Source organism: Streptomyces sp. NPDC050546, from assembly GCF_044457425.1.
Lineage (GTDB): Bacteria > Actinomycetota > Actinomycetes > Streptomycetales > Streptomycetaceae > Streptomyces.
Genome location: NZ_JBITGX010000001.1, coordinates 423,433 through 445,302, shown reverse-complemented (window position 1 = coordinate 445,302; position 21,870 = coordinate 423,433). Strand labels below are relative to the sequence as shown.

Annotated in this window: 19 protein-coding genes; 10 read left to right on the top strand and 9 right to left on the bottom strand. The window is 71.4% G+C overall.

Annotation, left to right across the window (positions count from 1 at the left end; genetic code table 11):
* Positions 1–50: 50 nt before the first annotated feature.
* Entirely contained in the window at positions 51–560 is a 510-nt protein-coding gene (locus ACIBK5_RS02020) for a DinB family protein (protein WP_399015174.1), read from the bottom strand.
* A gap of 441 nt (positions 561–1,001) precedes the next feature.
* On the opposite strand from ACIBK5_RS02020, the gene ACIBK5_RS02015 reads away from it, so the two are divergent.
* Both ACIBK5_RS02015 and ACIBK5_RS02010 read left to right on the top strand, forming a co-directional pair.
* Positions 1,002–1,949: a glutathione S-transferase C-terminal domain-containing protein gene (locus ACIBK5_RS02015; RefSeq protein WP_399015173.1), complete on the top strand. Its 948-nt coding sequence runs from the start codon at positions 1,002–1,004 to the stop codon at positions 1,947–1,949.
* A gap of 354 nt (positions 1,950–2,303) precedes the next feature.
* Positions 2,304–2,729, top strand: a complete 426-nt coding sequence (locus ACIBK5_RS02010; RefSeq protein ID WP_399015171.1) for a hypothetical protein — start codon at positions 2,304–2,306, stop codon at positions 2,727–2,729.
* A 42-nt stretch (positions 2,730–2,771) separates the two neighbouring features.
* Here ACIBK5_RS02010 and ACIBK5_RS02005 read toward each other — a convergent pair whose 3' ends face one another.
* Positions 2,772–4,280 (bottom strand): MFS transporter, encoded by a 1,509-nt coding sequence (locus ACIBK5_RS02005; RefSeq protein WP_399015170.1) that lies wholly within the window; start codon positions 4,278–4,280, stop codon positions 2,772–2,774.
* 250 nt (positions 4,281–4,530) lie between these two features.
* On the opposite strand from ACIBK5_RS02005, the gene ACIBK5_RS02000 reads away from it, so the two are divergent.
* Positions 4,531–5,202: a TetR/AcrR family transcriptional regulator gene (locus tag ACIBK5_RS02000; RefSeq protein ID WP_399015168.1), complete on the top strand. Its 672-nt coding sequence runs from the start codon at positions 4,531–4,533 to the stop codon at positions 5,200–5,202.
* Between the two features lie 217 nt (positions 5,203–5,419).
* Positions 5,420–5,953, top strand: a complete 534-nt coding sequence (locus ACIBK5_RS01995; RefSeq protein ID WP_399016191.1) for an AAA family ATPase — start codon at positions 5,420–5,422, stop codon at positions 5,951–5,953.
* Here ACIBK5_RS01995 and ACIBK5_RS01990 read toward each other — a convergent pair.
* Positions 5,907–6,866, bottom strand: a complete 960-nt coding sequence (locus ACIBK5_RS01990) for a LysR family transcriptional regulator (RefSeq protein ID WP_399015166.1) — start codon at positions 6,864–6,866, stop codon at positions 5,907–5,909. The two genes, ACIBK5_RS01995 and ACIBK5_RS01990, sit on opposite strands and share 47 nt — an antisense overlap.
* A 95-nt stretch (positions 6,867–6,961) precedes the next feature.
* On the opposite strand from ACIBK5_RS01990, the gene ACIBK5_RS01985 reads away from it, so the two are divergent.
* From ACIBK5_RS01985 to ACIBK5_RS01960, 6 genes are all read left to right on the top strand, one after another.
* A complete protein-coding gene (locus tag ACIBK5_RS01985; RefSeq protein ID WP_399015165.1) occupies positions 6,962–8,119 on the top strand; it encodes a nuclear transport factor 2 family protein in 1,158 nt (385 codons plus the stop codon).
* Positions 8,120–8,149: 30 nt separating this feature from the next.
* Entirely contained in the window at positions 8,150–8,563 is a 414-nt protein-coding gene (locus ACIBK5_RS01980; RefSeq protein WP_399015163.1) for a cytidine deaminase, read from the top strand.
* 78 nt (positions 8,564–8,641) lie between these two features.
* Positions 8,642–9,355, top strand: a complete 714-nt coding sequence (locus ACIBK5_RS01975) for an SDR family NAD(P)-dependent oxidoreductase (protein ID WP_399015160.1) — start codon at positions 8,642–8,644, stop codon at positions 9,353–9,355.
* A 155-nt stretch (positions 9,356–9,510) separates the two neighbouring features.
* Positions 9,511–11,835 (top strand): glycosyl hydrolase family 95 catalytic domain-containing protein, encoded by a 2,325-nt coding sequence (locus ACIBK5_RS01970; protein ID WP_399015159.1) that lies wholly within the window; start codon positions 9,511–9,513, stop codon positions 11,833–11,835.
* 24 nt (positions 11,836–11,859) lie between these two features.
* The gene (locus ACIBK5_RS01965) at positions 11,860–13,755 is read left to right on the top strand and encodes a glycoside hydrolase family 97 catalytic domain-containing protein (RefSeq protein WP_399015157.1); all 1,896 of its coding nucleotides are present in this window, start codon (positions 11,860–11,862) and stop codon (positions 13,753–13,755) included.
* 18 nt (positions 13,756–13,773) lie between these two features.
* The gene (locus ACIBK5_RS01960; RefSeq protein ID WP_399015155.1) at positions 13,774–15,015 is read left to right on the top strand and encodes a glycoside hydrolase family 88 protein; all 1,242 of its coding nucleotides are present in this window, start codon (positions 13,774–13,776) and stop codon (positions 15,013–15,015) included.
* On the opposite strand, the gene ACIBK5_RS01955 is transcribed toward ACIBK5_RS01960, so the two are convergent.
* From ACIBK5_RS01955 to ACIBK5_RS01930, 6 genes are read right to left on the bottom strand one after another with little or no spacing between them, the layout of a single operon-like run.
* Entirely contained in the window at positions 14,996–16,417 is a 1,422-nt protein-coding gene (locus ACIBK5_RS01955) for an aminobutyraldehyde dehydrogenase (RefSeq protein ID WP_399015154.1), read from the bottom strand. The genes ACIBK5_RS01960 and ACIBK5_RS01955 overlap by 20 nt on opposite strands.
* Positions 16,410–17,729 carry a flavin monoamine oxidase family protein gene (locus ACIBK5_RS01950; RefSeq protein ID WP_399015152.1) on the bottom strand — a complete coding sequence of 440 codons (1,320 nt, stop codon included), beginning with the start codon at positions 17,727–17,729 and terminating at the stop codon, positions 16,410–16,412. Before ACIBK5_RS01950 ends, ACIBK5_RS01955 begins: the two co-directional genes overlap by 8 nt.
* 31 nt (positions 17,730–17,760) lie before the next feature.
* Entirely contained in the window at positions 17,761–18,831 is a 1,071-nt protein-coding gene (locus tag ACIBK5_RS01945; protein WP_399015150.1) for an ABC transporter ATP-binding protein, read from the bottom strand.
* Positions 18,832–18,834: 3 nt separating this feature from the next.
* Positions 18,835–19,716, bottom strand: coding sequence for an ABC transporter permease (locus ACIBK5_RS01940; protein ID WP_399015148.1), 882 nt, complete (start codon positions 19,714–19,716; stop codon positions 18,835–18,837).
* Positions 19,713–20,606 (bottom strand): ABC transporter permease, encoded by an 894-nt coding sequence (locus ACIBK5_RS01935; RefSeq protein WP_399015146.1) that lies wholly within the window; start codon positions 20,604–20,606, stop codon positions 19,713–19,715. The genes ACIBK5_RS01940 and ACIBK5_RS01935 overlap by 4 nt, the downstream gene beginning before the upstream one ends.
* A 3-nt stretch (positions 20,607–20,609) precedes the next feature.
* A complete protein-coding gene (locus ACIBK5_RS01930) occupies positions 20,610–21,734 on the bottom strand; it encodes a spermidine/putrescine ABC transporter substrate-binding protein (RefSeq protein WP_399015144.1) in 1,125 nt (374 codons plus the stop codon).
* Positions 21,735–21,870: the final 136 nt, after the last annotated feature.

The window sequence follows — 21,870 nt, the reverse complement described above, 5'->3', positions numbered from 1 at the left end:
TCACGGTGCAACGATGTTGACCCTACGGGACCTGGGAGCGGCGCCCCGGGTCAGCTGGGGTGCGTCGTGTCGCCGAGGATCTGCTCGCGAAGGATCTCGGCGTGGCCGCAGTGCTGGGCCAGCTCGCGCAGTGTGTGGAGGTAGACCCAGCGCAGCGGCAGCGGGCCCCGGCGGTTGCCCTGCAGCACGTCGTCCAGCGTCAGCTTCTCCGTGGCCCGGCGGGACGCCGCGCACGCCCGCTGATGGGCTTCCTGGATCGAGGCGATCGTGTCGTCGTCGTGGAGGTCGAACGACTCGTCGGGCGAGTCGGGAATGCCGATCTCGCTACGGGACCGGTAGGTGATCGCCTCGTCGAACCAGACCTTCTCGACGAACGTGGCGTGCTTGACCAGGCCGAGCAGGGTGGTCTTCGACGGGACCAGCGACCGGCGCGCCTGCTCCTCGGTCAGCCCGTCGAGACTGTCGTGCAGCGCGGAACGATGCTCATCCAGGAAGACCTCGAACTGATCGCGGAACGCCGAGTGGAAGACGGCGGGTTCTGTCGTTGACTCGAAGACCATGAGCGCCACGATAGGCCGCTCAGGCTGTGCACCGTGCCGGCGTTGAGCGATCAGCGCGCCTGAGCACTGCGCACCGATCAGGGGAGGCGGAGGAGACGCGGCAGATCGCAGGCCCTCTTGACGTGGCGGGAAAGCCGCCTGACACTCCAGAGCAGAGATTCCTAGTGCATCGGTAGGAAATGATGGAGCGTCTGGAGCCGCCCGCCGACCGCGCGTCGCGCGCGGGCCGCTGGTCTCTGCTCCTCACCTCCCGCCGGCACATCGATCTCCTGCGCGTCTGCAGCGCGGCGAACCCCGTCCGCTGAACCGGCGGCGCCCCCGGCGCCGAGACCCCGCCGCGCACGGGTACGCGCCGACGCCGCCGCGCCCCCGTCCCCACGTGCGCCGCCCTCCCGCCGCACCTCCCAGAACCAGAAGCCGGATCCGGACCCAGGGAGACACATGCCCGCCGCACCCCTGACCACCGTGCCGTCCCTCCTCTCACCGCCGCCGTTCCGGGGCAGGATCGGCTGTGACGCCAACAGCGGCTACTACGCCGCGCCGCGCCGCTACCGCCTCCACCTCTCGCTGTCCTGCCCCCACTGTCTGCGGATCGCCGTCACCCACAGCCTGCTCGGCCTGGAGGACACCCTCCCGGTCGTGCTGCTGCCGGCCCTCCCCGACCGGCCCGACGGCGGACACTCCGCGCTGAGCCCCTTGTACGAGGCCAGCTCGCACCGGCATCCCGGACCAGCCCTCGCGCCGGTGCTGAGCGACACCTGGACCGGGCGGATCGTCACCACGCACTCCTCGCACATCCTCCGGGACCTGGCCCGGTGCTTCGGCGACGACGGCACTGACCGTCCCGTCCTCTACCCGGCCGGTGCGGAGGAGGAGACAGAGGCCGTCGAACGCCTCTGTGACCACGGCGTCAACGAGGCCGCACAGCTCGCCGGGCAGGCCGACACCGACGCCGCGGCACGCCACACAGCCCTCGGCAGCCTCCTTCGGGTCCTGGGCTCGCTGGAGTGGCGCCTCGCCGGCCAGGCCTTCGTCCTCGGCGATGAACTGACCGCCGCCGACGTGTGGTTGTGGGTGGCGCTGGTGCAGCTCGACACCGTCCACCGACTGCACCTGGACGCCGCCGCGGTCCACCGTGTCGCCGGCCATCCGCATCTGTGGTCCTACGCCCGACGGCTCGCCGCCCACCCCGCCTTCGGTCGCCATCTCGACCTGGACGGCATCGCCCGCAGGCACCACGCCCAGTGCCAAGGGCTGGAGGCCGCGGGGGCGGCGGTACAGATTCTCGACTGGGCCGTTCACATCGCGGAGGGGCCCGCTCGGCAGGGCCCGAACGGCCTCATGGAACCGCGAAACGCACTCCTCCTCAGTCCGCCCAACTCCGACTGACCTGCGACGACATGGGGCCCGCCTTATCGGAACACGGCGGGCTCCGTCCCCCCTCGGGAGGGCTGGTGATCCCAGACGGCCGACCTGGAAGGCACCCTCTTCGGGTCCGCACCTCCCTCTCTCCTGCTCCTGACGTGCCACCGAGACCCCGCGGCGCACCCGCCCCGGCGGCACCCTGGGCGAGTGGCGACACCTTGACCGACGCGGACAGTGACGATCTCCGCGTCCGGACCTCCTCCCGCGTCGCTCACGCGTTTGGCGGCCCTTCGCGAGAAGTGAGTGCCGGGAGCGGTCGAGGATTGACACGACATACGCGGCAGAACAGCCGGCCGCTACGCCGGAGGAGGCATCTACATGCGCCGTGCAGGTTTCGTCGTCGTCGCCACGACCGCGCTCACGCTGGGGACCGCCGGCCAGGGCTGGGCGGAGACCACCAGTGGCGACATCACCACCAGTTGGGGAGACCGGACCCGGGTCCAGCTGACCTGGGTCGACCGGAACTCCTTCCACAACGGCGCCCTGGCCGTGGCCGACCGGACCTGCGACGACCGGCCCGTCCACGCGACTCTCACCATCCAGACCGGATCCGGTGCCGCCCGACCTCTGAGCGAGTACCGCAACACCGACGGCTGCGACACGACCACCGACTTCCAGAACATCGCCGCCACCGACCCGACCGGCATCAGAAGCCTCACCATGACCCTGTGCCGCAGCGCACCCGGAACACCTGACGAGTGCGAGACCGGGTACATCGCCGCCAACCCCTACTACGGCTCCTGATCGCGGGCCGGAAGCTGCTCGTCGATCCGACCCGGCCGGGCCTCACATGTGCACCACGGGTGCCGCGTCGGGGTCGGTGGCCGGTATGTCGCGCCGGTAGAGGACGACGCTGATGACCAGGCCGGCGGCGAAGAAGGCGGCCGACCACCAGTAGGCGGTGGAGTAGCCCTCAAGACCGGCCTGCGCGAGAACGGCGGGGTCCTTGGGGTTCCGGCCGGCCAGGTAGTCGGTGACGGCGCTGGTGGAGAGGGTGTTGAGCAGTGCCGTACCGAGGGAGCCGCCGACCTGCTGCATGGTGTTCACGGCGGCGGAGGCGACCCCGGCGTCCTCGGCCCGCACCCCGGCCGTGGCCAGGCTCATGGCCGGGGCCATCACCAGGCCGAGGCCGAGTCCCGCCACGATCAGCGGGGGCAGGATGTCGGTGGTGTAGCTGCTGCTGAGGCCCAGACCCGTCAGCCACGCCATGCCGGCCGCGGCGAGGCCCATGCCCAGCGGCACGACCGCCTTGGGCCCGACGCGGGGGATCAGCACGGTGGAGGCGAGTGTCGAGGACAGCATGAGCGCGCCGACCATCGGCAGGAAGGCCAGTCCGGTCTTGATGGGGGTGTAGCCCAGGCTCTGCTGCAGGTAGTAGGTGAGGAAGAGGAAGACACCGAACATTCCGGCGCCGGTGATCAGGATGGAGACGAAGGAGGCGCCGCGGTTGCGGTCGAGCAGGACGCGCAGGGGCAGCAGAGGGTGGGTGGCGCGGGTCTGCCACCAGGTGAACGCGGCGAGCAGGACGGCGCCGGCGACCAGGAAGCCCCAGGTCCGCACGGAGCTCCAGTCGTGGCTCTCGGCGTTGGCGAAGCCATAGACCAGGCAGAACAGGCCGCCGGAGACGAGGACCGCGCCGGGGATGTCGATGGTGGCGCTCTTGTCGCGGGTGGTGCGCTGGAGCAGGAGCATGCCGCCGACGGCGGCGACAGCGGCGAAGACCAGGTTGACGTAGAGGGTCCACCGCCAGTCGAGGTGCTCGGTCAGGAAGCCGCCGAGGAGCAGGCCGATGGCGCCGCCCGCGCCGGCGATGGCGCCGTACACGCCGAAGGCCTTGGCGCGTTCCCTGGCGTCGGTGAAGGTCGTGGTCAGCAGGGACAGGGCGGCCGGGGCGAGCAGGGCGCCGAACAGACCCTGCGCGGCACGCGCCACGATGAGCACCTCGAAGCTGCCGGCGGCGCCTCCCAGCGCGGAGGCCCCGGCGAAGCCGACCAGGCCGACCAGGAAGGTCATCTTCCGGCCGAACAGGTCGGCGATGCGTCCGCCGAGCAGCAGCAGGCTGCCGAACGCGAGCGCGTAGGCGGTGACGACCCACTGCCGGTCCCCGTCGGAGAAGCCCAGATCCTTCTGGGCCGAGGGAAGCGCGATGTTCACGATCGTCCCGTCCAGCACCACCATGAGCTGGGCCAGTCCGATGACGGCCAGGATCCACCAGCGGTGAGGTGATGGTGTGCCGGCGGACGGAAGTGAGGACACGGGGGCCGCGCCGGCCGTGTCGGTGGAGGTCTTGGGCATGACGGGACTCCAGAGGAAGCGGGGCAGGGATCGGATGTCCGGTGTGATGCGGTGCGGGACGGCTGCGTCGATGGAGCTCGTCACGTGGGGCGGCCGGTGCGATGGCCGGTGATCCGGCCGAGTGACCTCGCGGGCCGGCTGACCGGCACTGCCTGACACCTGTCAGATTAGCTGTAATCTGACAGGTGTCAAGTAAGGTGATGGAGGGTCCCTAGGATGGCCCGGAGCACGAGCAGCGCAGGACGCACGCATGGAGGCAGTCGTGGGAGCACAAGCCGAATCCGCCCGACGGCCGGGGCGCCCCGGCGCGGACACTCCCGCGGTCCCGGGCGAGGAGAGCATCCTGCGGCGCGGACTGGAGGCCTTCGCAGAGCTGGGCTACGACCATGCCTCCGCGCGCGAGCTGGCCCGTCGCCTGGGCGTCAGCCACAACTTCATCAACGACCGGTACGGCTCCAAGGCGGCCTTCTGGCGCGCGGTGGTGGACCACGCGCTGGGAGCGCAGCTGGCGCGCCTGCCGAAGGTGGACGACGCGGTCGACGACGCCGAGGCCCTGCGGCGGATCATCACCGGCTTCTACCGGACCGCCGTGGACGAGCCGTTGATCGGCCGGCTCTTCGTCAGCGAGTTCGCCCGGGACTCCGAACGGCTGGACTATCTGTACGAGCAGTACATCGCGCCGACCCTGCGGCTCATGGAGCCCGGCATCGAGCGGCTCGTGGCCGCGGGGCGTATGGCGCCCGTGCCGATGCACGTGCTGTTCTTCGCGGTCATCCCGCCCGTCTCGGGCATGGTGGAGGTCCCGCTGGCGCGCCGCCTCGGCCGGCCCGACGCCGCCTCACCGGAACAGCTCACGGCCACGGCGGAGGCCCTGGCGACGCTGGTGGTCAACGGGCTGCTGGCGTCGGGACCGGCAACCTGATCCGACGCCAGGACGCCGGGACGCCGGGCCACCGGCCGAGCGGCCCCGCCTCTCGATGACGCTCGGGGGTCTGCCCGAACCGGCCGGGCGGCCCCGCCTCTCGGCGACGCTCGGGGGCCTGCCCGAACCGGCCGGGCGGCCCCGCCTCTCGGCGACGCTCGGGGGCCTGCCCGAACCGGCCGAGCCGGGCAGAGCCGTAGGTAACCTGACCGCCGTGATGGTGGGCACCGAAGAAACCCGGCTGGTCGTCCTGCGCGGCAACAGCGCCTCGGGCAAGTCGTCCGTCGCCGCCGCGCTCCGCGAGAGGTTCGGCCGCGGCCTGGCCCTGGTCGGCCAGGACAACCTCCGCCGCATCGTCCTGCGCGAGCGCGACCGGCCCGGTGCGGCGAACATCGGCCTGATCGACCTGACGGCCCGCTACGCGCTGGACGCCGGATTCCATGTCGTGGTCGAGGGCATCCTCTACGCCGACCGCTACGGCGACATGCTCGCCCGGCTGCGCGCCGACCATCGGGGCCCGAGCCACAGCTACTACCTGGACGTACCGTTCGCCGAAACCCTCGCCCGGCACGCCACCAAGCCGATCGCCGACGAGGTCGGCGAGGCACAGCTGCGCGCATGGCACCGGCCGCTCGATCTGCTGCCGGGCGGGGTCGAGACCGTCATCGGCGCCGGCAGCGCCCTGCACGAGACCGCCGATCGCATCATGCTCGAGACCGGCCTGGACCGCCTTCCCGCACTGGACCGCTGACCGGCACGGCGTGGGCCGCCGCCGGGCGGATCGAGGCGAACGCCGTGGCGAGGTGGTCGAGCAGCGGCGCTGCGGCGGGGTGCGGGTCACGGCGCGGGGTGATCGTGTAGATGCCGCGGGCCGGGGGGTCGACGAGGTCCACGGTGGTGACGTCGGTCCGCAGGGCGCGTGTCAGCACGCCGGGTATGAGCGCGATGGCGTGACCGGTCGCGACCAGGGCCAGTTTGCCGGGCAGATCGGCCGCGACGAGGTCGATACGGGCGCTGACTCCGGCGCGGGCGGCGTGCTGGCGCAGCAGCGCCGCCGAGCCGTCGTTGTCCTCGGCCCAGGTCTGCTCGGCCAGGTCGTGGATGTGCACCGGGCCGCGCCCGGCCCGCGGATGGTCGACGGGCAGTGCGACGACCATGTCGTCCAGCCCGAGGAGGCGTCGTTCGACCCGCGGGTCCTGGGGCAGCCCCGGCGGGGCGTCGGTGACGACGGCGATGTCGAGATCGCCGTCGAGCACGCGGCGGTGCAGCTCCGGGCTCAGGGCGGGGAGCAGACTCCACCGGACGGATCCGGTCTGCCGCAACAACGCCCGGATGGCTTCGGGCACGATGCCCGTGGCCAGAGAAGGCGTCGCACCGACGGCCAGCGGCCGGTTGATCGCCCCGTCATGAGCGTCTCGCGTGGCGCGAACGGCGCGGTCGGCCTCGTTCAGCGTGGTCTGGGCGTGGCGCCGGAACACCTCGCCGGCGGGCGTCGGACGGACGCCGCGCGCATGGCGTTCCATCAGGGGCACGCCGAGCTCCCGCTCCAGACCGGCGATCTGCCGGGAGACGGCCGACTGCGTGTGATGGAGTTCTGCCGCCGCCGCGGACAGCGACCCAAGGCGGCACACGGTCACGAACGTTCGCCACACCGTCAGCTCCATGGCGCCAGTATGCCCAGCGGGTATGCGAGTTCCGCAGGGCAGGGCTGCGAAGTCTGCGCTTGTCGCAGCCGACGCGGTGCACGAGTCTGGCGCCCATGACCACACCACACACGATCGCTGTCCTAGGCCTGGGGCGCATGGGCAACGCGATGGCGACCCGCCTGACCGGCCAGGGCCGGCACGTCGTCGGCTGGACCCGCTCAGGGCGCACGGCAGGCGCCGTCGAGACGACCGCCGATCCGGACGAGGCCGTGGCCAAGGCCGACCTCGTGCTCCTGGCCTTGTTCGACGGCCCGGCCTGCCTCCAGGTCCTCGACGAGGTCCGTGACGCGCTGCGCACAGACACGATCGTGCTGAACACCAGCACCGTCGCGCCCGCCGAAGCGTCCGAGCTGGCCCGGCGATTCGGCCCGTCCTACATCCACGCGCCCGTGCTCGGATCCGTGCCGGCCGCCGCCGAAGGCGCCCTGCGGATTCTCGCCGCCGGCGACCAGGACGCGGTCGGCCGCGTCCTGCCGGTTCTGGAAACGCTGGGCACCGTGCGGCGCGTGGCCGACGCCGCCACGGCCGCGGCGCTCAAGCTGATCGCCAACAACAGCCTCGCCGGCGCCGTCCTCGCGCTGCGCGACTCGCTGCGGCAGGCCGACGCCCTCGGCCTGCCCCGCGCCCAGGTGCTGGACGTCCTCGAACTCGGCCGGCTCGGCGGACTCGTGACCGCCAAGAGACCGTTCCTCGCCGGAGAATCGGCCGCTGTCACGGCCGAGTTCACCATCGGGGCGCTGGCCAAGGACATGGCTCTGCTGGCCGCCGCGTCGAACACCCCGCTGCGCGGCGCGGCCGGCCTGGCCGACCCTCCCGCCGACCCCGAGGCCGACATCGCCGTCGCCGCCACGGTCCCCGCCGTGGCGGACGCCGTGCTCGAACCGCTCCGCGCCTACATGCGCGGGCACGCCACCGGCGACCCCGCCCACTTCCGCGAGGCGTTCCTGCCCAGCGCGCACATCGAGGGACTCCGGGACGGGGCGTTCGTCTCGTGGCGCCTGGACGAGTACTGCGCTCTCTTCCCGGGCCGGCCGGCCCCGGACGAGGCGACCCGCTCCCGTCGCATCGACGCCGTCGACGCCCACGGCACGGTCGCGACCGCCACCATGACGCTGCGGCACGGCGCTGACCTGTTCACCGACATCTTCCTGCTGATCCGCGCCGACGACGGCTGGCGCATCGCCAACAAGGCCTATCAGCGACACTCGTGAGGATCCATTCCTGACGAAGGCTAGAGACCCATGACCACGCAGTCGCACCACGTCGACCACGAACTCATCAAGGCTGCGGCCGACATCGCCCGCACCCGTTGCCGTGGCGACAACCACACCATGGCGGCCGCGGCCCGCGCTCGGGACGGCCGGATCGTCACCGCGGTGAACGCCTATCACTTCACCGGAGGCCCCTGCGCCGAGCTGGTCCTCATCGGCGCGGCAGCCGCCCAGGGGGTCTACGAGCTGGACACGATCGTCGCCGTGGGGGACCGCGACCGGGGGGTCGTGCCTCCGTGCGGCCGGTGCCGTCAGGTCCTTCTCGACTACTTTCCCGCCCTCGGGGTCATCGTCGGCGAGGGCGACCGCGTCCGAACCGTCCCTGTCACCGACCTGCTCCCCGAGAGCTATGTCTGGGCCGACCACCAGATCGACACCGAGTAGGCCGCCAGTCGGAGCGAGTTGGCTCGTGGCGCAGAGCCAGACCCCGGAGAAGTCGATCTCAAGAAAGGGAGTTGACACATGGCACTGGTCCTGGTGACCGGCGCGGCCGACGGACTCGGGCGCGACACGGCGAACGCGCTGGCCGACGACGGGCACGAGGTGGTGATCCACGTCCGCAACCCGGCCCGTCTCACCGAGGTGGGCGACACGGCCCGGTGGAAGGGCGCCGTCACCGGAGATCTCGCCGAGCCGGAGGAGATCCGCGGGGTCGCCCGGCAGGCCTCCGGGTTCGGCCGTTTCGACGCCGTCATCCACAACGCCGGCGTCATGAACCGCCCGGAGGACGTCACCGTCAACACCGTCGCGCCCTATCTCCTGACGGCCCTGATGGAGAAGCCGGGCAGGCTCGTCCACCTCAGCAGTTCCATGCACCGGACCGGTTCCACCGACCTGCGACGGCTGACCTCCGGCACCGCTTCCTACGACGACACCAAGCTGTGGGTCACTGCACTCGCGCTCGCCTTCGCGTCCCGCTGGGAGGGAACGTCCAGCCACGCGGTCGACCCGGGGTGGGTCCCCACCCGCATGGGCGGTCGCCACGCACCGGACGACCTGATCGCCGGACATCAGACCCAGGTCTGGCTCGCCACACACCCCGACGTGACCCCGAGCACCGGCGGCTACTGGTACCACCAGCGGGTACAGACACCGCACCCCGCCTCGCGGGACGAACAGTTCCAGGCTCGTCTCATCGAAACCCTGGAGCACCACACGGGCGTCCCGCTCGACTGACCGCCTCCCTCGCCGCAGGCTGCGTGGCTGACGTTCCACCCCCGTGAACATACATCGGATGAGTCGCGCCACTGAGGTCATTGACAGGTGCACGAGTGCTGCTAGGTTCCGCGATACACCCGATGTATTGATGAGCCGTCAGCTCTGGAGGACGCATGACCTCACAGCCGGAGCACCATTCGAAGGTGGCCCGCAGAGCCGTACTCGGCACCGCCCTCTCCGGCGCGGCAGCAGCCGCCCTGCCCGGGACAGCGCACGCGGAGGAGCCCGAACCGTCGCTGCCGTCCGCCGCTGACGGGGGCGGCGGACGACGCCCCTGGAGACTCCGCGACACCATGACCACCGACGGTGCCTGGGCGAGGTTCCTGCGCGGCCAGGACCTGCTGTGGACCAGGCTGCCCACCCGCTGGTACGAGGGCCCGTTCCTCGGCGACGGGCTGCTCGGCAGCATGATCTACCGGGAGCCGGACGCCAACCGCATCCGCTTCACCGTCCAGCACGGCCGGGTCCAGGACCACCGCCCCGAGTTCGGCAGCGGCTGGGGCACCTGCCGTCTGCCGGTGGGGCACCTGACGCTCGACCCCGTCGGCACCATCACCGCCGTCGACTGGCGGCTGAGCCTGTGGAACGCCGAACTCACCGGCACGGTCACCACCACCGCCGGCACCCTCACCCTCTCCGCCCTGGTCCACGACGAGGTGCTCGCCGTCCGGGTCCGTGCCTCCGGCGGCGAGCGCGCCGACTGGACCTTCCACCCCGAGGAGGCCATCAGCCCCCGCAAGATCCAGGAGGCCCCGCCCGCCGGCTACACCCCCAACCCGCCCTGGACGACCCGGACCGCCGCCGACGGCACCGAGCAGGTCCTCCAGCCCCTCACCGGCGGCCAGACCGCCACCGCCCACCGGCGCGACGGCGACGAACTGCTGCTCAGCGTCGGGCACAGCGCCCCCTCCACCACCGCCGCCGAGGCCGACTCGCTCCGCAACCTGCGGCGAGCGACCTCGTACGGAACCCTCAGACGACGGCACACCCGCTGGTGGCACGCCTTCTACAAGAAGAGCTTCGTGTCGTTCCCCGACCAGCGGCTGCAGAGCTTCCACTGGATCCAGCTCTACAAGGTCGCCTCCGCCAGCCGCGCCGACGGCCCCGTGATGGCCACCTGCGGGCCGTGGCTGGAGCCCACCCCCTGGCCGGCGGTCTGGTGGAACCTCAACATCCAGCTGGAGTACTGGCTCGTCCACGGCTCCAACCACCTGGAACTCGACGCGCTCGCCACCACCCTGCGCCGCAACCAGGAACAGCTAGTCGCCAACGTGCCCGCCGCCTACCGCGCCGACAGCTCAGGCGTCGGACGCAGCTCCGACATGTTCGCCAACCGGGAGGTCGGCAGACCCGGCTCCGGCTCCGAGGTCGGCAACCTCACCTGGGCGCTGCACAACGTGTGGCTGTCCTACCGGCACTCCATGGACGAGGCCCTCCTGCGGGACACGGTCTTCCCGTTGCTGCGCCGGGCCGTCGCCTACTACCTGCACTTCCTCACCCCGGGCAGCGACGGCAAGCTCCATCTGCCCAGCACGCTCTCGCCCGAGTACCCCGTCGTACCGCCGCAGGACACCACCTACGACCTGGCCCTGATCCGCTGGGCCTGCCAAACCCTCATCGAGTCCGCCGAACTCCTCGGCATCGACGACGCGTCGGCCCCGCGCTGGCACGAGGTGCTGGCCAAGCTCACGCCCTACCCGGTCGACGGCAACGGCTACATGATCGGTGCCGGTACCCCCTACGCCCAGTCCCACCGGCACTACTCGCACCTGCTGATGGTGTACCCGCTGTACCTCGTCAACTGGGACCAGCCCGAGAACCGCGACCTGATCACCAGGTCGATCGAGCACTGGCACGCGCTCACCGGCGCCCACCGCGGCTACAGCTACACCGGGGCCGCCTCGATGTACGCGATGACCGGCGACGGCGACACCGCGATCACGTATTTGCGGAAGTTCTTCGACACCTCCACCCGCTACCCCTGCCAGGCCAACACCCACTACACCGAGGCCGGTCCGGTCATCGAGACACCGCTGTCCGCCTCGCAGTCCCTGCACGACATGTTCTGCCAGAGCTGGGGCGGTGTGATCCGGGTCTTTCCCGCTGTCCCCACCGCGTGGGCGGACCTCACCCTGCACGACTTCCGCACGCAGGGCGCCTTCCTGGTCAGCGCCGTCCGCAAGGCCGGCAAGACCCGGTTCATCCGGATCAGAAGCCTGGCGGGCGAGCCGCTCAAGCTGAAGCACGGGCTGGGCGGCCGGCTCACCGTACTCCTCGACGACGGCCGCCCCGCCCGCACCCGTGGCCTCGGCGAGGGAGTGCTCTCCATCGATCTGCCCAAGGGCCGCGAGGTGCTCGTCCACTCCGGCTCCCGCCCCGACCTCGTCATCGCGCCGGTCACTTTCAGCGAACCGGGCCCCGCCTGGGGACTGCCGTAAAGCCCACACACCTCGGAGGGTTCCATGGCCGTTCCGATCAGAACCGCGGTCGCCGCGCTGTGCACCGGCCTCGCGGCCACACTCCTCACGACCGTCCCCGCACGGGCCGAGAAGCAGGAGCACACCTGGGCGGTGTCCGCCTCCGCCTCCACACACGCACCCCGCGCACGGATCTCCCTGGACGAGAGCACCGGCACGCTGAGCCTGTCCGTGACCCGGGCCGGGCGTACGGTCATCGAGCCGTCGCCCGTCGGCATCGTCACCGAACAGGCCGATCTCTCCCAGGACTTGCGCTTCCTGCACCGCAAGAGCCGGACGATCGACGAGCGGTACCGCACCAAGTCCGGCAAACGACTGGACCGCCGGGTCCGCATGAACGAGACCCGGCTGTCGTTCGCCACCCCCAGGGGCGCCCGGCTCGACCTCCTGGTCCGGGCCTCCGCCGACGGCGTCGCCTACCGCTACGTCCTGCCCGCCGCGTCCGGCGACGTGCTCGGCGAGACCTCCGCCTTCCACCTGCCGCCGGACGCGAGCGCGTGGCTGGGCACCTACCGGGCCGACAACGAGGGCCAGTTCGTCCGGTACACGGCCGCCACCGCCCCCACCGGCGAGTACTCGGACCAGGCGCTGTTCGCGACCGACGGCGGCTACACCCTGCTCGCCGAGTCCGACCTCACCGGCGCCTACTCCGGCGCCCGGCTCGCCCACGACCAGGGCACCGGCGCCTACCGCGTCAAGCTCGCCGACGACCGGGTCCGCACCGACGGCCCCCTCACCACCCCCTGGCGGGCCATGGTCACCGGCGACCTCGCCACCGTCACCCGCTCCACCTTCACCGACGACCTCGCCCCCGCCTCCAAGGCCGGCGACACCTCCTGGATCAAGCCCGGCACCGCCCTGTGGACCTGGCTCGCCGGCGGCCGCCCGGCCGGGCAGAGCCTCGCCGCGCAGAAGGCCTACGTCGACTACGCCGCCGAACGCGGCTGGCCCTACGAGGCCGTCGACGCGGGCTGGTACTTCAAGGCCGACGCCTGGGACACCACCGACCCGGACTGGCAGACCAACAGCTGGATGCCCGAACTCGTCGACTACGCGCGCGCCAAGGGCGTCGGCATCATCGTCTGGATCCACCAGCGCGACCTCGACACGGCCGAGGAACGCGCCCGGTGGCTGCCCACCCTGGAACGCTGGGGCGTCAAGGGCGTCAAGATCGACTTCATGGACTCGGAGGCGCAGTCCACGCTCCGCTGGTACGACGCGATCCTCCCGGAGACCGCCGCCCACCACCTCCTGGTCAACTTCCACGGCTCCACGATCCCCAAGGGCATCCAGCGCACCTGGCCGCACGTCATGACCCTGGAGGGCGTCGCGGGCGAGGAGAAGCGCACCAACACCGCCGCCCACCTCACCACCCTGCCCTTCACCCGCAACGTCATCGGCTCCATGGACTTCACCCCCGGCGCCTTCCAGCGCGTCGCCCTGCGCCCCAACTCCGACGCCGCCGAGGTCGGCCTCAGCGTCGCCTACGAGTCGGGCCTGCAGATGTTCGCAGGCACCCCCGAGTCGTACGACGCCCGGCCGCTCGCCCGGGACTACTTCGACCAGGTCCCCGCGGCCTGGGACGACACCCGGCTGCTCGCCGGGCGTCCAGGACAGGAAGCCGTGCTCGCCCGCCGCGGCGGCGACCGCTGGTTCCTGGGCGGGGTGTACGCCGGCGCCGCCCGCAGGGCCGAGGTTCCGCTGACCATCGGTCCGGGACGCTGGCTGGTCGAGACGATCGAGGACGGTACCGGGGGTCTTGTCCAGAGGCGTCAGGTACTGCGCGGCGGCGACACGCTCGCCGTGGACGTCGTGGCCAACGGGGGCTTCGCCGGCATCGCCTGCGCCTGGCGCCCGGGCCTGACCAGCTGTCACCGCTGAGCTTTCTGGAGGACCAGTATGAGTGTTTCCCGACGTACGGTGCTGGCCACGGCGGCCGGTGCCGTGGCGACCGGCGCAACCGCGACACCGGCCGCGGCGACGACCTCCGACAAGACCCCGGCACCGACCCTGCGCACGCTCCGCGCGGCCGCCGACTACGCCGTCGAGAAGCTCCACGCCGTCGCACCGACCGTGACCGCCTTCCCCGTCGGCACGAAGTTCGAGAAGTGGACCTACTCACAGAGCGGCGACTGGGTCGGCGGGTTCTGGCCGGGCACGCTGTGGATGGCATGGCTCCACAGCAAGGACGAGGCCTTCCGTACGCTGGCGGCGGCCTCGGCCCGGAAGCTGGCCCCGCGCCAGTACGACACCGGCACCCACGACCTCGGCTTCCTCTTCTACCCGTCCTGGGTCACCGCCTGGCGGCTGACGGGCGAGGAAGCCTGGCGGGCGGGCGCCTTGCGGGCGGCCGACTCCCTGATCCAGCGGTACAACCCGCAGGGCCGTTTCATCAGAGCGTGGGGCGCGCTGAACGACGAGAAGAACGCCGGCCGGGTGATCATCGACACGATGATGAACCTCGACCTGCTGGCGTTCGCGAGCCGCCAGACCGGCGACGCGAAGTACCTGGACATCGCCGTGGAGCACGCGAGGACGACCCGGCGGTTCTTCCCGCGCCCGGACGGATCGACCCCGCACGTCTACGACTTCGACCCGAGGAGCGGCGCGCCGCTCGGCCCGGACACCGTGCAGGGGTACAGCCCCACGTCGTGCTGGTCGCGCGGGCAGGCGTGGGGCCTGTACGGATTCACCACGATGTACCGGAGGACCGGGAACCGGGACTTCCTGGCCACCGCCCGCGAGCTCGCGGACTTCGCGATCGGAGCGCTGACCCCGGACCACGTCCCGGTGTGGGATTACCGCGCTCCGCAGCAGCCCCACGACATCAAGGACGCGTCGGCCGGAGCGATCACGGCCTGCGGCCTCCTCGACCTGTCCGCCGCCACCGGCCGACAGGCCTATCGCGAGGTGGCGTTACGGCTGCTCACCGCCCTCTCGAAGACGTGCCTGACGCGCAACTCGGCCCGCGCGGAGGCGGTGGTGGCCCGCTGTACCCGCCACCGCCCGAACGAGGACGGCGTCGAGATCTCCCTCCCGTACGCCGACTACTACCTGCTGGAGGGCATCCTGCGAGTCTTGCGGCCGCAGGACGTCGACCGGGCGATCGACCTCTCCTCGGTCACAGCATCACGTGCTTGACCTGTGTGTAGTCGAGCAGACCGGTGAGCGAGAGATCGCTGCCGTACCCGGAGTGCCGCACGCCGCCGTGCGGCATCTCCGACACCGTCGTGCCATGGGTGTTGACCCAGACGATGCCGGTCCGCAGTGCGCGGCTCGCCCGCATGGCCCGGTCGTGGTCGCGAGTCCAGACGCTCGCGGCGAGTCCCTGGGGCACGCCGTTGGCCAGGCGGAAGGCCTCGGACTCGTCGGCGAAGGGCTGAACGGTGACGACCGGGCCGAACACCTCGCTCCGTACGATCTCGTCCTCCTGCCGGGCCCCGGCGACCACCGTGGCCTGGTGGAAGTAGCCGGAGCGGGGCAGGGCCGTGCCACCGGCGACGATCTCGGCGTGGTCCGGGAGCCTGTCCAACAGGCCGCGTACATGGGCTAGTTGCGCGGCATTGGCGAGCGGGCCGAACGCGGCCCGCTCGTCGTCCGGCGCTCCGGGCCGCAGGCCGGTTGCCCGTTCGGCGAAGCGGGCCAGGAAGCCGTCGTGGATCCGCCGGTCGACCAGGATCCTGGTCGCGGCCGTGCAGTCCTGCCCCGCGTTGTAGAACGACAGCGACGACAACTGCTCCACCGCGTCGTCGAGATCGGCGTCCGCGTGGATCAGCACCGGGGCGTTGCCGCCGAGTTCCAGGTGCAGCCGCTTCAGGTCCGTGGCCGCGGCGGCGGCGATCTCCTGCCCCGCGCGGACACTGCCCGTGACGGCCACCAGCCGCACGTCGGGGTGGCCGACGAGGGACCGCCCGGTGTCGCGGTCGCCGCACACGACGTTGAGCACGCCGGGCGGCAGCTGCTCGGTGGCCAGCCGGGCCAGGAGCACGGCCGAGGACGGTGTGGTGTCGGACGGCTTCAGGACGACCGTGTTGCCGGCGGCGAGCGCCGGGGCGATCTTCCACACGGCCATCATCAGCGGATAGTTCCACGGGGTGATCTGGGCACAGACGCCGACCGGCTCACGGCGCAGCACGGAGGTACGGCCCGGCGTGTACTCGGCGGCCGCCGCGCCCGGCAGGTTACGGGCGGCGCCCGCGAAGTACCGCAACACATCGACGATCGCGGGCAGTTCGTCGCCCAGGAACAGTGCGCGCGGCTTGCCCGTGTCGGCCACCTCGGCGTTCGCCACCGCACCGGCGTCCCGCTCCAGCGCGTCGGCGATCCGCAGCAGCGTCTCCTGCCGCTGCGCCGGAGTCGTCACCGACCAGCCGGGAAAGGCGTCTTCGGCCGCCCGGCAGGCCGCGTCCACGTCCTCGGGGCCGGAGAGCGGGGCCGTGCCGTGCGGGAGTCCGGTGGCCGGGTCGATCAGCCGCAGGGTGGCGCCGGAGGCGGCCGGTACCTCCTTGCCGCCGATGTGGTTCAGACGGTCGTTGTCATCCACGGCGCAGTGCCTCCTCGGCGGCGGCGCGGCCGGTGCGGACGGCGCCCTCCATGTATCCGGCGACCCACTGGTCGGAGCCACAGACGTAGAACGGCGGTTCATGGGTGCCGTGCAGCGGGCCGACCGCCATGACCTCGCCCGGCGGCCACTGGGTGACATAGCCCTGGGTCCACGGGTCGGTGCCCCACAGCCGCAGATGGCAGGAGGCCGGGCGGAGCGCCTCGTCGCCGAACATGCCGGCCATCTCGGCGAGCAGTTCGGGCGTGCGGAGCTGGGGCGGGGTGCCGAGCAGGACGCCGTAGCGCTCGGGTGGGATCAGGGCCGACAGGACGCCCTCGTTCTGCGGCCAGGTGCTGCCCAGCACGCCCTCGGACTCGGACAGTCCGTTGAGATCGGCCTCTCGCCAGAAGGGACGGTCGTATACGGCGGCGAACTTCGCGGCCACCGCGTGACGTTGGCGGTGCAGGGCGGCGAGCCTGGCCTCGCTGACCCCGCTGATCGCGACGGACCGCAGCGGGCCCACCGGGAGGGCGCTCACCACGGCGTTCGCCGTGAGGAGCTCGCCGGTGACCAGGCGCACGGTGCCGCGGTCCGGGCGGATGTCCAGGGCGGCGACGGGGGAGCCGAGCCGGATACGCGCTCCCAGCTCGCGGCCCATGACCTCGGCGAGCGTCGCCGAGCCGTCGGCGAGCCGCAGTCCCTCCCAGTCCTCGTAGTCGTAGTCGCCCGTGCCCGGCCCGGGGACCGCCGCGCTCTTGCGCAGCGCCGCCAGCAGGGAGATCCGCTCGTAGGAGCCGCCGGCCAGGGCGAGTTGGCCGATGTCCCACAGGCGTACCACTGCGGGCGTGGCCTGCCGGGAGCGCAGCCAGCCGGCGACCGACAGCCGGTCCAGGTCGGTCGCGTCCGGATGCGACCAGGGATTGTCGGGGTCGACGGAGGCGGCCAGGGCGCTGAACTCGGAGCTCAGGCGCTGGTGCAGGGCCGTGTCGCCGGGGCCGAACCAGTGCGGCGGGTCACCGGCCGAGCGGCCCTCCGGGGTGGCCCGGGTCATGCGGCCGGGTTCGACGACATAGCTGGGAACCAGCTTCAGGCCCAGCTCCTCGGCGAGCCGGAGATAGGCGGTGTGCCCGCGGCCGACGACCTCACCGCCCAGCTGGACGGTACGGCCGTCGGGCGTGCGGGTCTGCTCGACCCGGCCGCCGACCCGGTCGCGGGCCTCCAGGACGAGCACGTCGGTGCCGGCGGCGGCCAGGTCCCGGGCGGCGGAGAGCCCCGCCAACCCGGCACCCAGCACGATCACGTCGTGATGCATGGGTTCGCTTTCGTCAGAGATGTCGGGACGCTCAGGCCAGCACCAGACAGTGCTCGGGCCGCCAGCCGAACTCCACCGTCTCGCCGCCGCACCAGCGGTCCTCCATGCGCGCACGGGCCGTGTTCTGCTCCAGCACCGACAGCGTGACGCCGGGCGCGAGTTCGATCAGGTACGTCGTGGTCGGGCCGCTGTAGACGGTCTCGCGGATGACGCCGCTCAGCATCGACATACCGGGCTCGAAGTCCGACAGCCAGATCTTCTCGGGACGTACGGACACGCTGACGGCGGTGCCGTCCGCGATCTCGGAACGGGGGCCGACGGGCAGCGCGGGGCCCTTCTCCAGCGTCACCTCACCGCCCCGGTAGGTGCCGGTCATCAGGTTGGAGGTCCCCATGAAGGAGGCGACGAAGCCGGTGGCGGGGTGCTCGTAGATGTCCTCGGGGGTGCCGCACTGCTCGATGCGGCCCCCGTTCATCACGGCGATCCGGTCGGACATGGTCAGCGCCTCGTCCTGGTCGTGGGTGACGAAGACGAAGGTGATGCCGACCTCGCGCTGGATCTGCTTCAGCTCGACCTGCATCTGCCTGCGCAGCTTCAGGTCGAGGGCGGCCAGTGGCTCGTCGAGGAGCAGGACGGCCGGACGGTTGACCAGCGCGCGGGCCAGCGCGACGCGCTGCCGCTGACCGCCGGAGAGCGTGCCGGGCTTGCGGCCGGCCAGCCCGGCGAGCTGGACCAGCTCCAGCATCTCGCCGACCCGCCGCCGGATCTCCGCCCTGGCGACGCCCTTGCGCTTGAGACCGAAGCCCACGTTGTCGGCGATGCTCAGATGGTCGAAGAGCGCATAGCTCTGGAAGACCGTGTTGACGTTGCGCCTGTTCGGCGGCAGCGCGGTCACGTCCTCACCGCCGAGCAGCACCGATCCCTCGGTGGGGTCGCTGAACCCGCCGATCATGCGCAGCGTGGTGGTCTTGCCGCAGCCGGACGGGCCCAGCAGGGAGAAGAAGTGGCCGGCCTCGATGTCGAGATCGAGCTGGTGGACGGCGTAGGAGTCGGTGAACTGCTTGGAGACGCCGTCGAGCCGGACGGCGGGGGTCGCGTCCATGGATCACTTCCCGGAGAAGAGGTCGAGGCCGCCGCGGCGGCCGAAGAGGCGCGGGATGAACAGGGCCAGGGCGATCAGGGCGATGGATCCCGCGAGCATCAGGGTGCCGACCGCGTTGATGGTGGGCTGCACCCCGAAGCGGATCGCCGAGTAGATCCGCACCGACAGCGGCAGCGGGTCGACGCCGGTGGTGAAGTAGGCGAGCACGAAGTCGTCGAAGACCAGCGCGAAGATCAGCACGGCACTGGCCAGCACGGCGGGCAGCAGCGCGGGCAGGGTCACCAGCCGGACCGCCTGCCACCGGGTGGCCCCGAGGTCCATCGCGGCCTCCTCCACCTCCGGGTTCAGCGAGGCGACCCGCGAGCGGAGGACGACCGTGACGTACGAGATGGAGAAGGTGATCTCGGCGAGCATCACCGTGCCGGTGGACAGGGGCACGCCCAGTCCCTTGAAGAGCAGCATCGACGCGACGCCCGTGACGATCTCCGGCGTGATCAGCGGCACGAGCATGATCAGGCCGGCCAGCGAGCCCAGCCGGGTGCGGCACCGGACCAGGCCGAGCGCCAGCGCCACCCCGAGGAGGAGCGAACCGGCCATCGCCACCAGGGAGACGCGCAGGCTGGTGCCCAAGGAGGCGAGGAGGACGTCGTCGTGGGCGAAGGCGCGGTACCAGCGCAGACTGAACCCGTCGAACACCGTCAGTGACTTCTGGGAGTTGAAGGAGAACAGCGTCACCACGGCGATGGGCAGATAGAGCAGCGCGAAGAACAGCCCGGTGACCGCGACGAGGACACGGGGCCTGCGCTGGGCCCGGCCCCGTCGCGTGCGGGTGCGGGCAGCCGGACGGGACGGGGCGGTGGGGGAGGGGAGCCGGAGCAGGGTCATCGGCGTGCCTCCGCCTCGTCCTTGCGGGTCCTGCGCAGATAGCCGAGCATCCCGATCAGCAGGACCAGCATCAGCAGCATGGTGAGGGCGGAGCCGAGCGGCCAGTTCTGGCCCTGGAAGAACTTGTCCTGGATGAGGTTGCCGATCATGATCTGGTCCGGGCCTCCCATGAGCTGTGCGCTGACGAAGTCGCCCATCGCGGGCAGGAAGACCAGGACGAGCCCGGCCGCCGCGCCCTGCCGGGTGGCGGGCAGGGTGACGAAGAAGAAGGTGCGGACCGGGCCGCCGTACAGATCGCGGCCGGCCTCGATGAGGGAGACGTCCAGCCGTTCCAGGGCCGCGTACAGCGGGATGATCATGAAGACGACGAAGCCGTAGACGAGTCCCGCGACCACGCCGAAGCCGCTGTTGAGGATCTTCGTGCCGGCGTCGGCGAGACCCACCGCGCGCAGGGTGCGCAGCACGGGCCCGTCGTCGGAGAGGACCACGGACCAGCCGTACATCCGCACCAGGTAGTTGGCGAAGAACGGCACCACGATCGCGGCGATCAGCGCGTGCTTGTACCGCCCGCCGTGCAGGGCGATGGTGTACGCCACCGGATAGGCGATCAGCAGACAGATCAGGCAGGTCAGCAGCGCGTAGCCGAGGGAGCGGGCCAGGACCTCGGTGTAGGCGGGGTCCGCGAGGGCGCGGATGCCGGCGAGGTCGAAGCCGAAGCGCGGATTGCCCAGTTCGTCGGTGGTGCCGACGGCCAGGACGGCGACGAGGACCAGCGAGGCGATCAGGAAGCCCGTCATCCAGATGGTGCCGGGCAGCATGAGCCAGGTCCAGACGCGGGTGCCGTCGGCATCCCGGCGGCGGGTGCGGGAGGAGTGGCGCGGCAGTGCCATGTCTCAGCCCGCCTTCACATGGGTCCAGGCGGTGTCGCGGGCGTCCTCCGCCGCGCGGCCGCCGTTGCGGAAGAACAGGTCGGCCTTCAGGTCCGCCTCGGTGACGAGGCACTCGGGGAAGGGTGCGACCAGGTCGGCGTAGACCTTCTCGGCGCCCGCGACCGGCATCGGGTAGCCGATGTACTCGATGTTCCTCTTCACGTTCTCCGGCCGCAGCATGTAGTCGACGAACAGCATCGCGGTGCCGGGGTGGGGCGCGTTCCAGGGGATGGCGTAGCAGTCGGAGTTGATCGGCGAGCCCTCCTTGGGGGCCTGGAAGCCGAACACGGAAGGGTCCTCGGCCTGGTTGAGCATGGCGGCCATGTCGCCGCTCCACGCCTGCTGGATCAGCGCGTTGCCGTTGAGGAGGTTGTTGTAGCTGTCGCTGGAGAAGCCGCGCAGCCGCGGTCGCAGGGTGCCCAGCAGCGAGGTGATCCTGTCGAGGTCACCGGTGTCACCGGAACTGACGTCGAGACCGAGCGCGAGGGCGCCCATACCGAGCACCTCGTCGCGGTCGTCCAGCAGGAAGACCTTGCCCTTGGCCCTGTCGCTCCACAGGTCCCGCCAGCTGTCGGCGAGTTCACCGATCCGGTCGCGACGCCAGCCGATACCGGTCTTGTACGTCGTGAAGGGGACGGTGTGCGCGGAGCCCGGGTCGTACCAGGGGTCGGAGAAGTAGCTGGACGAGCCGAACACGGCCTGGGAGTTGGTGAGGTGGGAGTGGTCGATACGGCGCAGCCGGCCGCCGCGGACCAAGCGCTGGGCCCATTTCGCCGAGGGGAAGACGATGTCGTAGCGGTTGCCGGCGTTGAGCTTGGCGACCATGCCCTCCATCGAGTCGAAGTTCGACTGGACGACCTTGACTCCGTACTCCTTCTCGAAGCCCTTGAACACGGCCGGGTCGACGTAGTCGGCCCAGTTGAAGTAGACGAGATCACCGTCGACGCGCGGCTCGACCGGGGCGAGCCGGTCGGCGTCGGGTTTCTTCGCGGGCATGAACCCGCAGCCGCCGGCCGCGGCGCCCAGCAGGCCGCAGGCGCCCGCCCGCAGCACGGCACGGCGGGACGGCGGTATTGCCTCGGGGGACATGAAGCGTCCTCTCCGTCGAGGAACGGCACAACTCCAGGGCGGGACCGGCTGGTCGGCTCACTTCAGGCCCTGATTCCGCAGTGAAGACCGGTCTGGGGAGGTGCGTACGCGCGGGTCAGAAGGCGCGCGGTAAGGA

What these genes read in the sequence shown, in the direction of transcription:
- ACIBK5_RS02010 (WP_399015171.1), top strand. Translation starts at nt 2,304, where the DNA reads ATGCGCCGTGCAGGTTTCGTCGTCGTCGCCACGACCGCGCTCACGCTG.
- ACIBK5_RS01945 (WP_399015150.1), bottom strand. Translation starts at nt 18,831, where the DNA reads ATGGACGCGACCCCCGCCGTCCGGCTCGACGGCGTCTCCAAGCAGTTC.
- ACIBK5_RS01985 (WP_399015165.1), top strand. Translation starts at nt 6,962, where the DNA reads ATGACCACACCACACACGATCGCTGTCCTAGGCCTGGGGCGCATGGGC.
- ACIBK5_RS01965 (WP_399015157.1), top strand. Translation starts at nt 11,860, where the DNA reads ATGGCCGTTCCGATCAGAACCGCGGTCGCCGCGCTGTGCACCGGCCTC.
- ACIBK5_RS01975 (WP_399015160.1), top strand. Translation starts at nt 8,642, where the DNA reads ATGGCACTGGTCCTGGTGACCGGCGCGGCCGACGGACTCGGGCGCGAC.
- ACIBK5_RS02020 (WP_399015174.1), bottom strand. Translation starts at nt 560, where the DNA reads ATGGTCTTCGAGTCAACGACAGAACCCGCCGTCTTCCACTCGGCGTTC.
- ACIBK5_RS02000 (WP_399015168.1), top strand. Translation starts at nt 4,531, where the DNA reads ATGGAGGCAGTCGTGGGAGCACAAGCCGAATCCGCCCGACGGCCGGGG.
- ACIBK5_RS01940 (WP_399015148.1), bottom strand. Translation starts at nt 19,716, where the DNA reads ATGACCCTGCTCCGGCTCCCCTCCCCCACCGCCCCGTCCCGTCCGGCT.
- ACIBK5_RS01980 (WP_399015163.1), top strand. Translation starts at nt 8,150, where the DNA reads ATGACCACGCAGTCGCACCACGTCGACCACGAACTCATCAAGGCTGCG.
- ACIBK5_RS01995 (WP_399016191.1), top strand. Translation starts at nt 5,420, where the DNA reads ATGGTGGGCACCGAAGAAACCCGGCTGGTCGTCCTGCGCGGCAACAGC.
- ACIBK5_RS01960 (WP_399015155.1), top strand. Translation starts at nt 13,774, where the DNA reads ATGAGTGTTTCCCGACGTACGGTGCTGGCCACGGCGGCCGGTGCCGTG.
- ACIBK5_RS01970 (WP_399015159.1), top strand. Translation starts at nt 9,511, where the DNA reads ATGACCTCACAGCCGGAGCACCATTCGAAGGTGGCCCGCAGAGCCGTA.
- ACIBK5_RS02015 (WP_399015173.1), top strand. Translation starts at nt 1,002, where the DNA reads ATGCCCGCCGCACCCCTGACCACCGTGCCGTCCCTCCTCTCACCGCCG.
- ACIBK5_RS01990 (WP_399015166.1), bottom strand. Translation starts at nt 6,866, where the DNA reads ATGGAGCTGACGGTGTGGCGAACGTTCGTGACCGTGTGCCGCCTTGGG.
- ACIBK5_RS02005 (WP_399015170.1), bottom strand. Translation starts at nt 4,280, where the DNA reads ATGCCCAAGACCTCCACCGACACGGCCGGCGCGGCCCCCGTGTCCTCA.
- ACIBK5_RS01950 (WP_399015152.1), bottom strand. Translation starts at nt 17,729, where the DNA reads ATGCATCACGACGTGATCGTGCTGGGTGCCGGGTTGGCGGGGCTCTCC.
- ACIBK5_RS01930 (WP_399015144.1), bottom strand. Translation starts at nt 21,734, where the DNA reads ATGTCCCCCGAGGCAATACCGCCGTCCCGCCGTGCCGTGCTGCGGGCG.
- ACIBK5_RS01935 (WP_399015146.1), bottom strand. Translation starts at nt 20,606, where the DNA reads ATGGCACTGCCGCGCCACTCCTCCCGCACCCGCCGCCGGGATGCCGAC.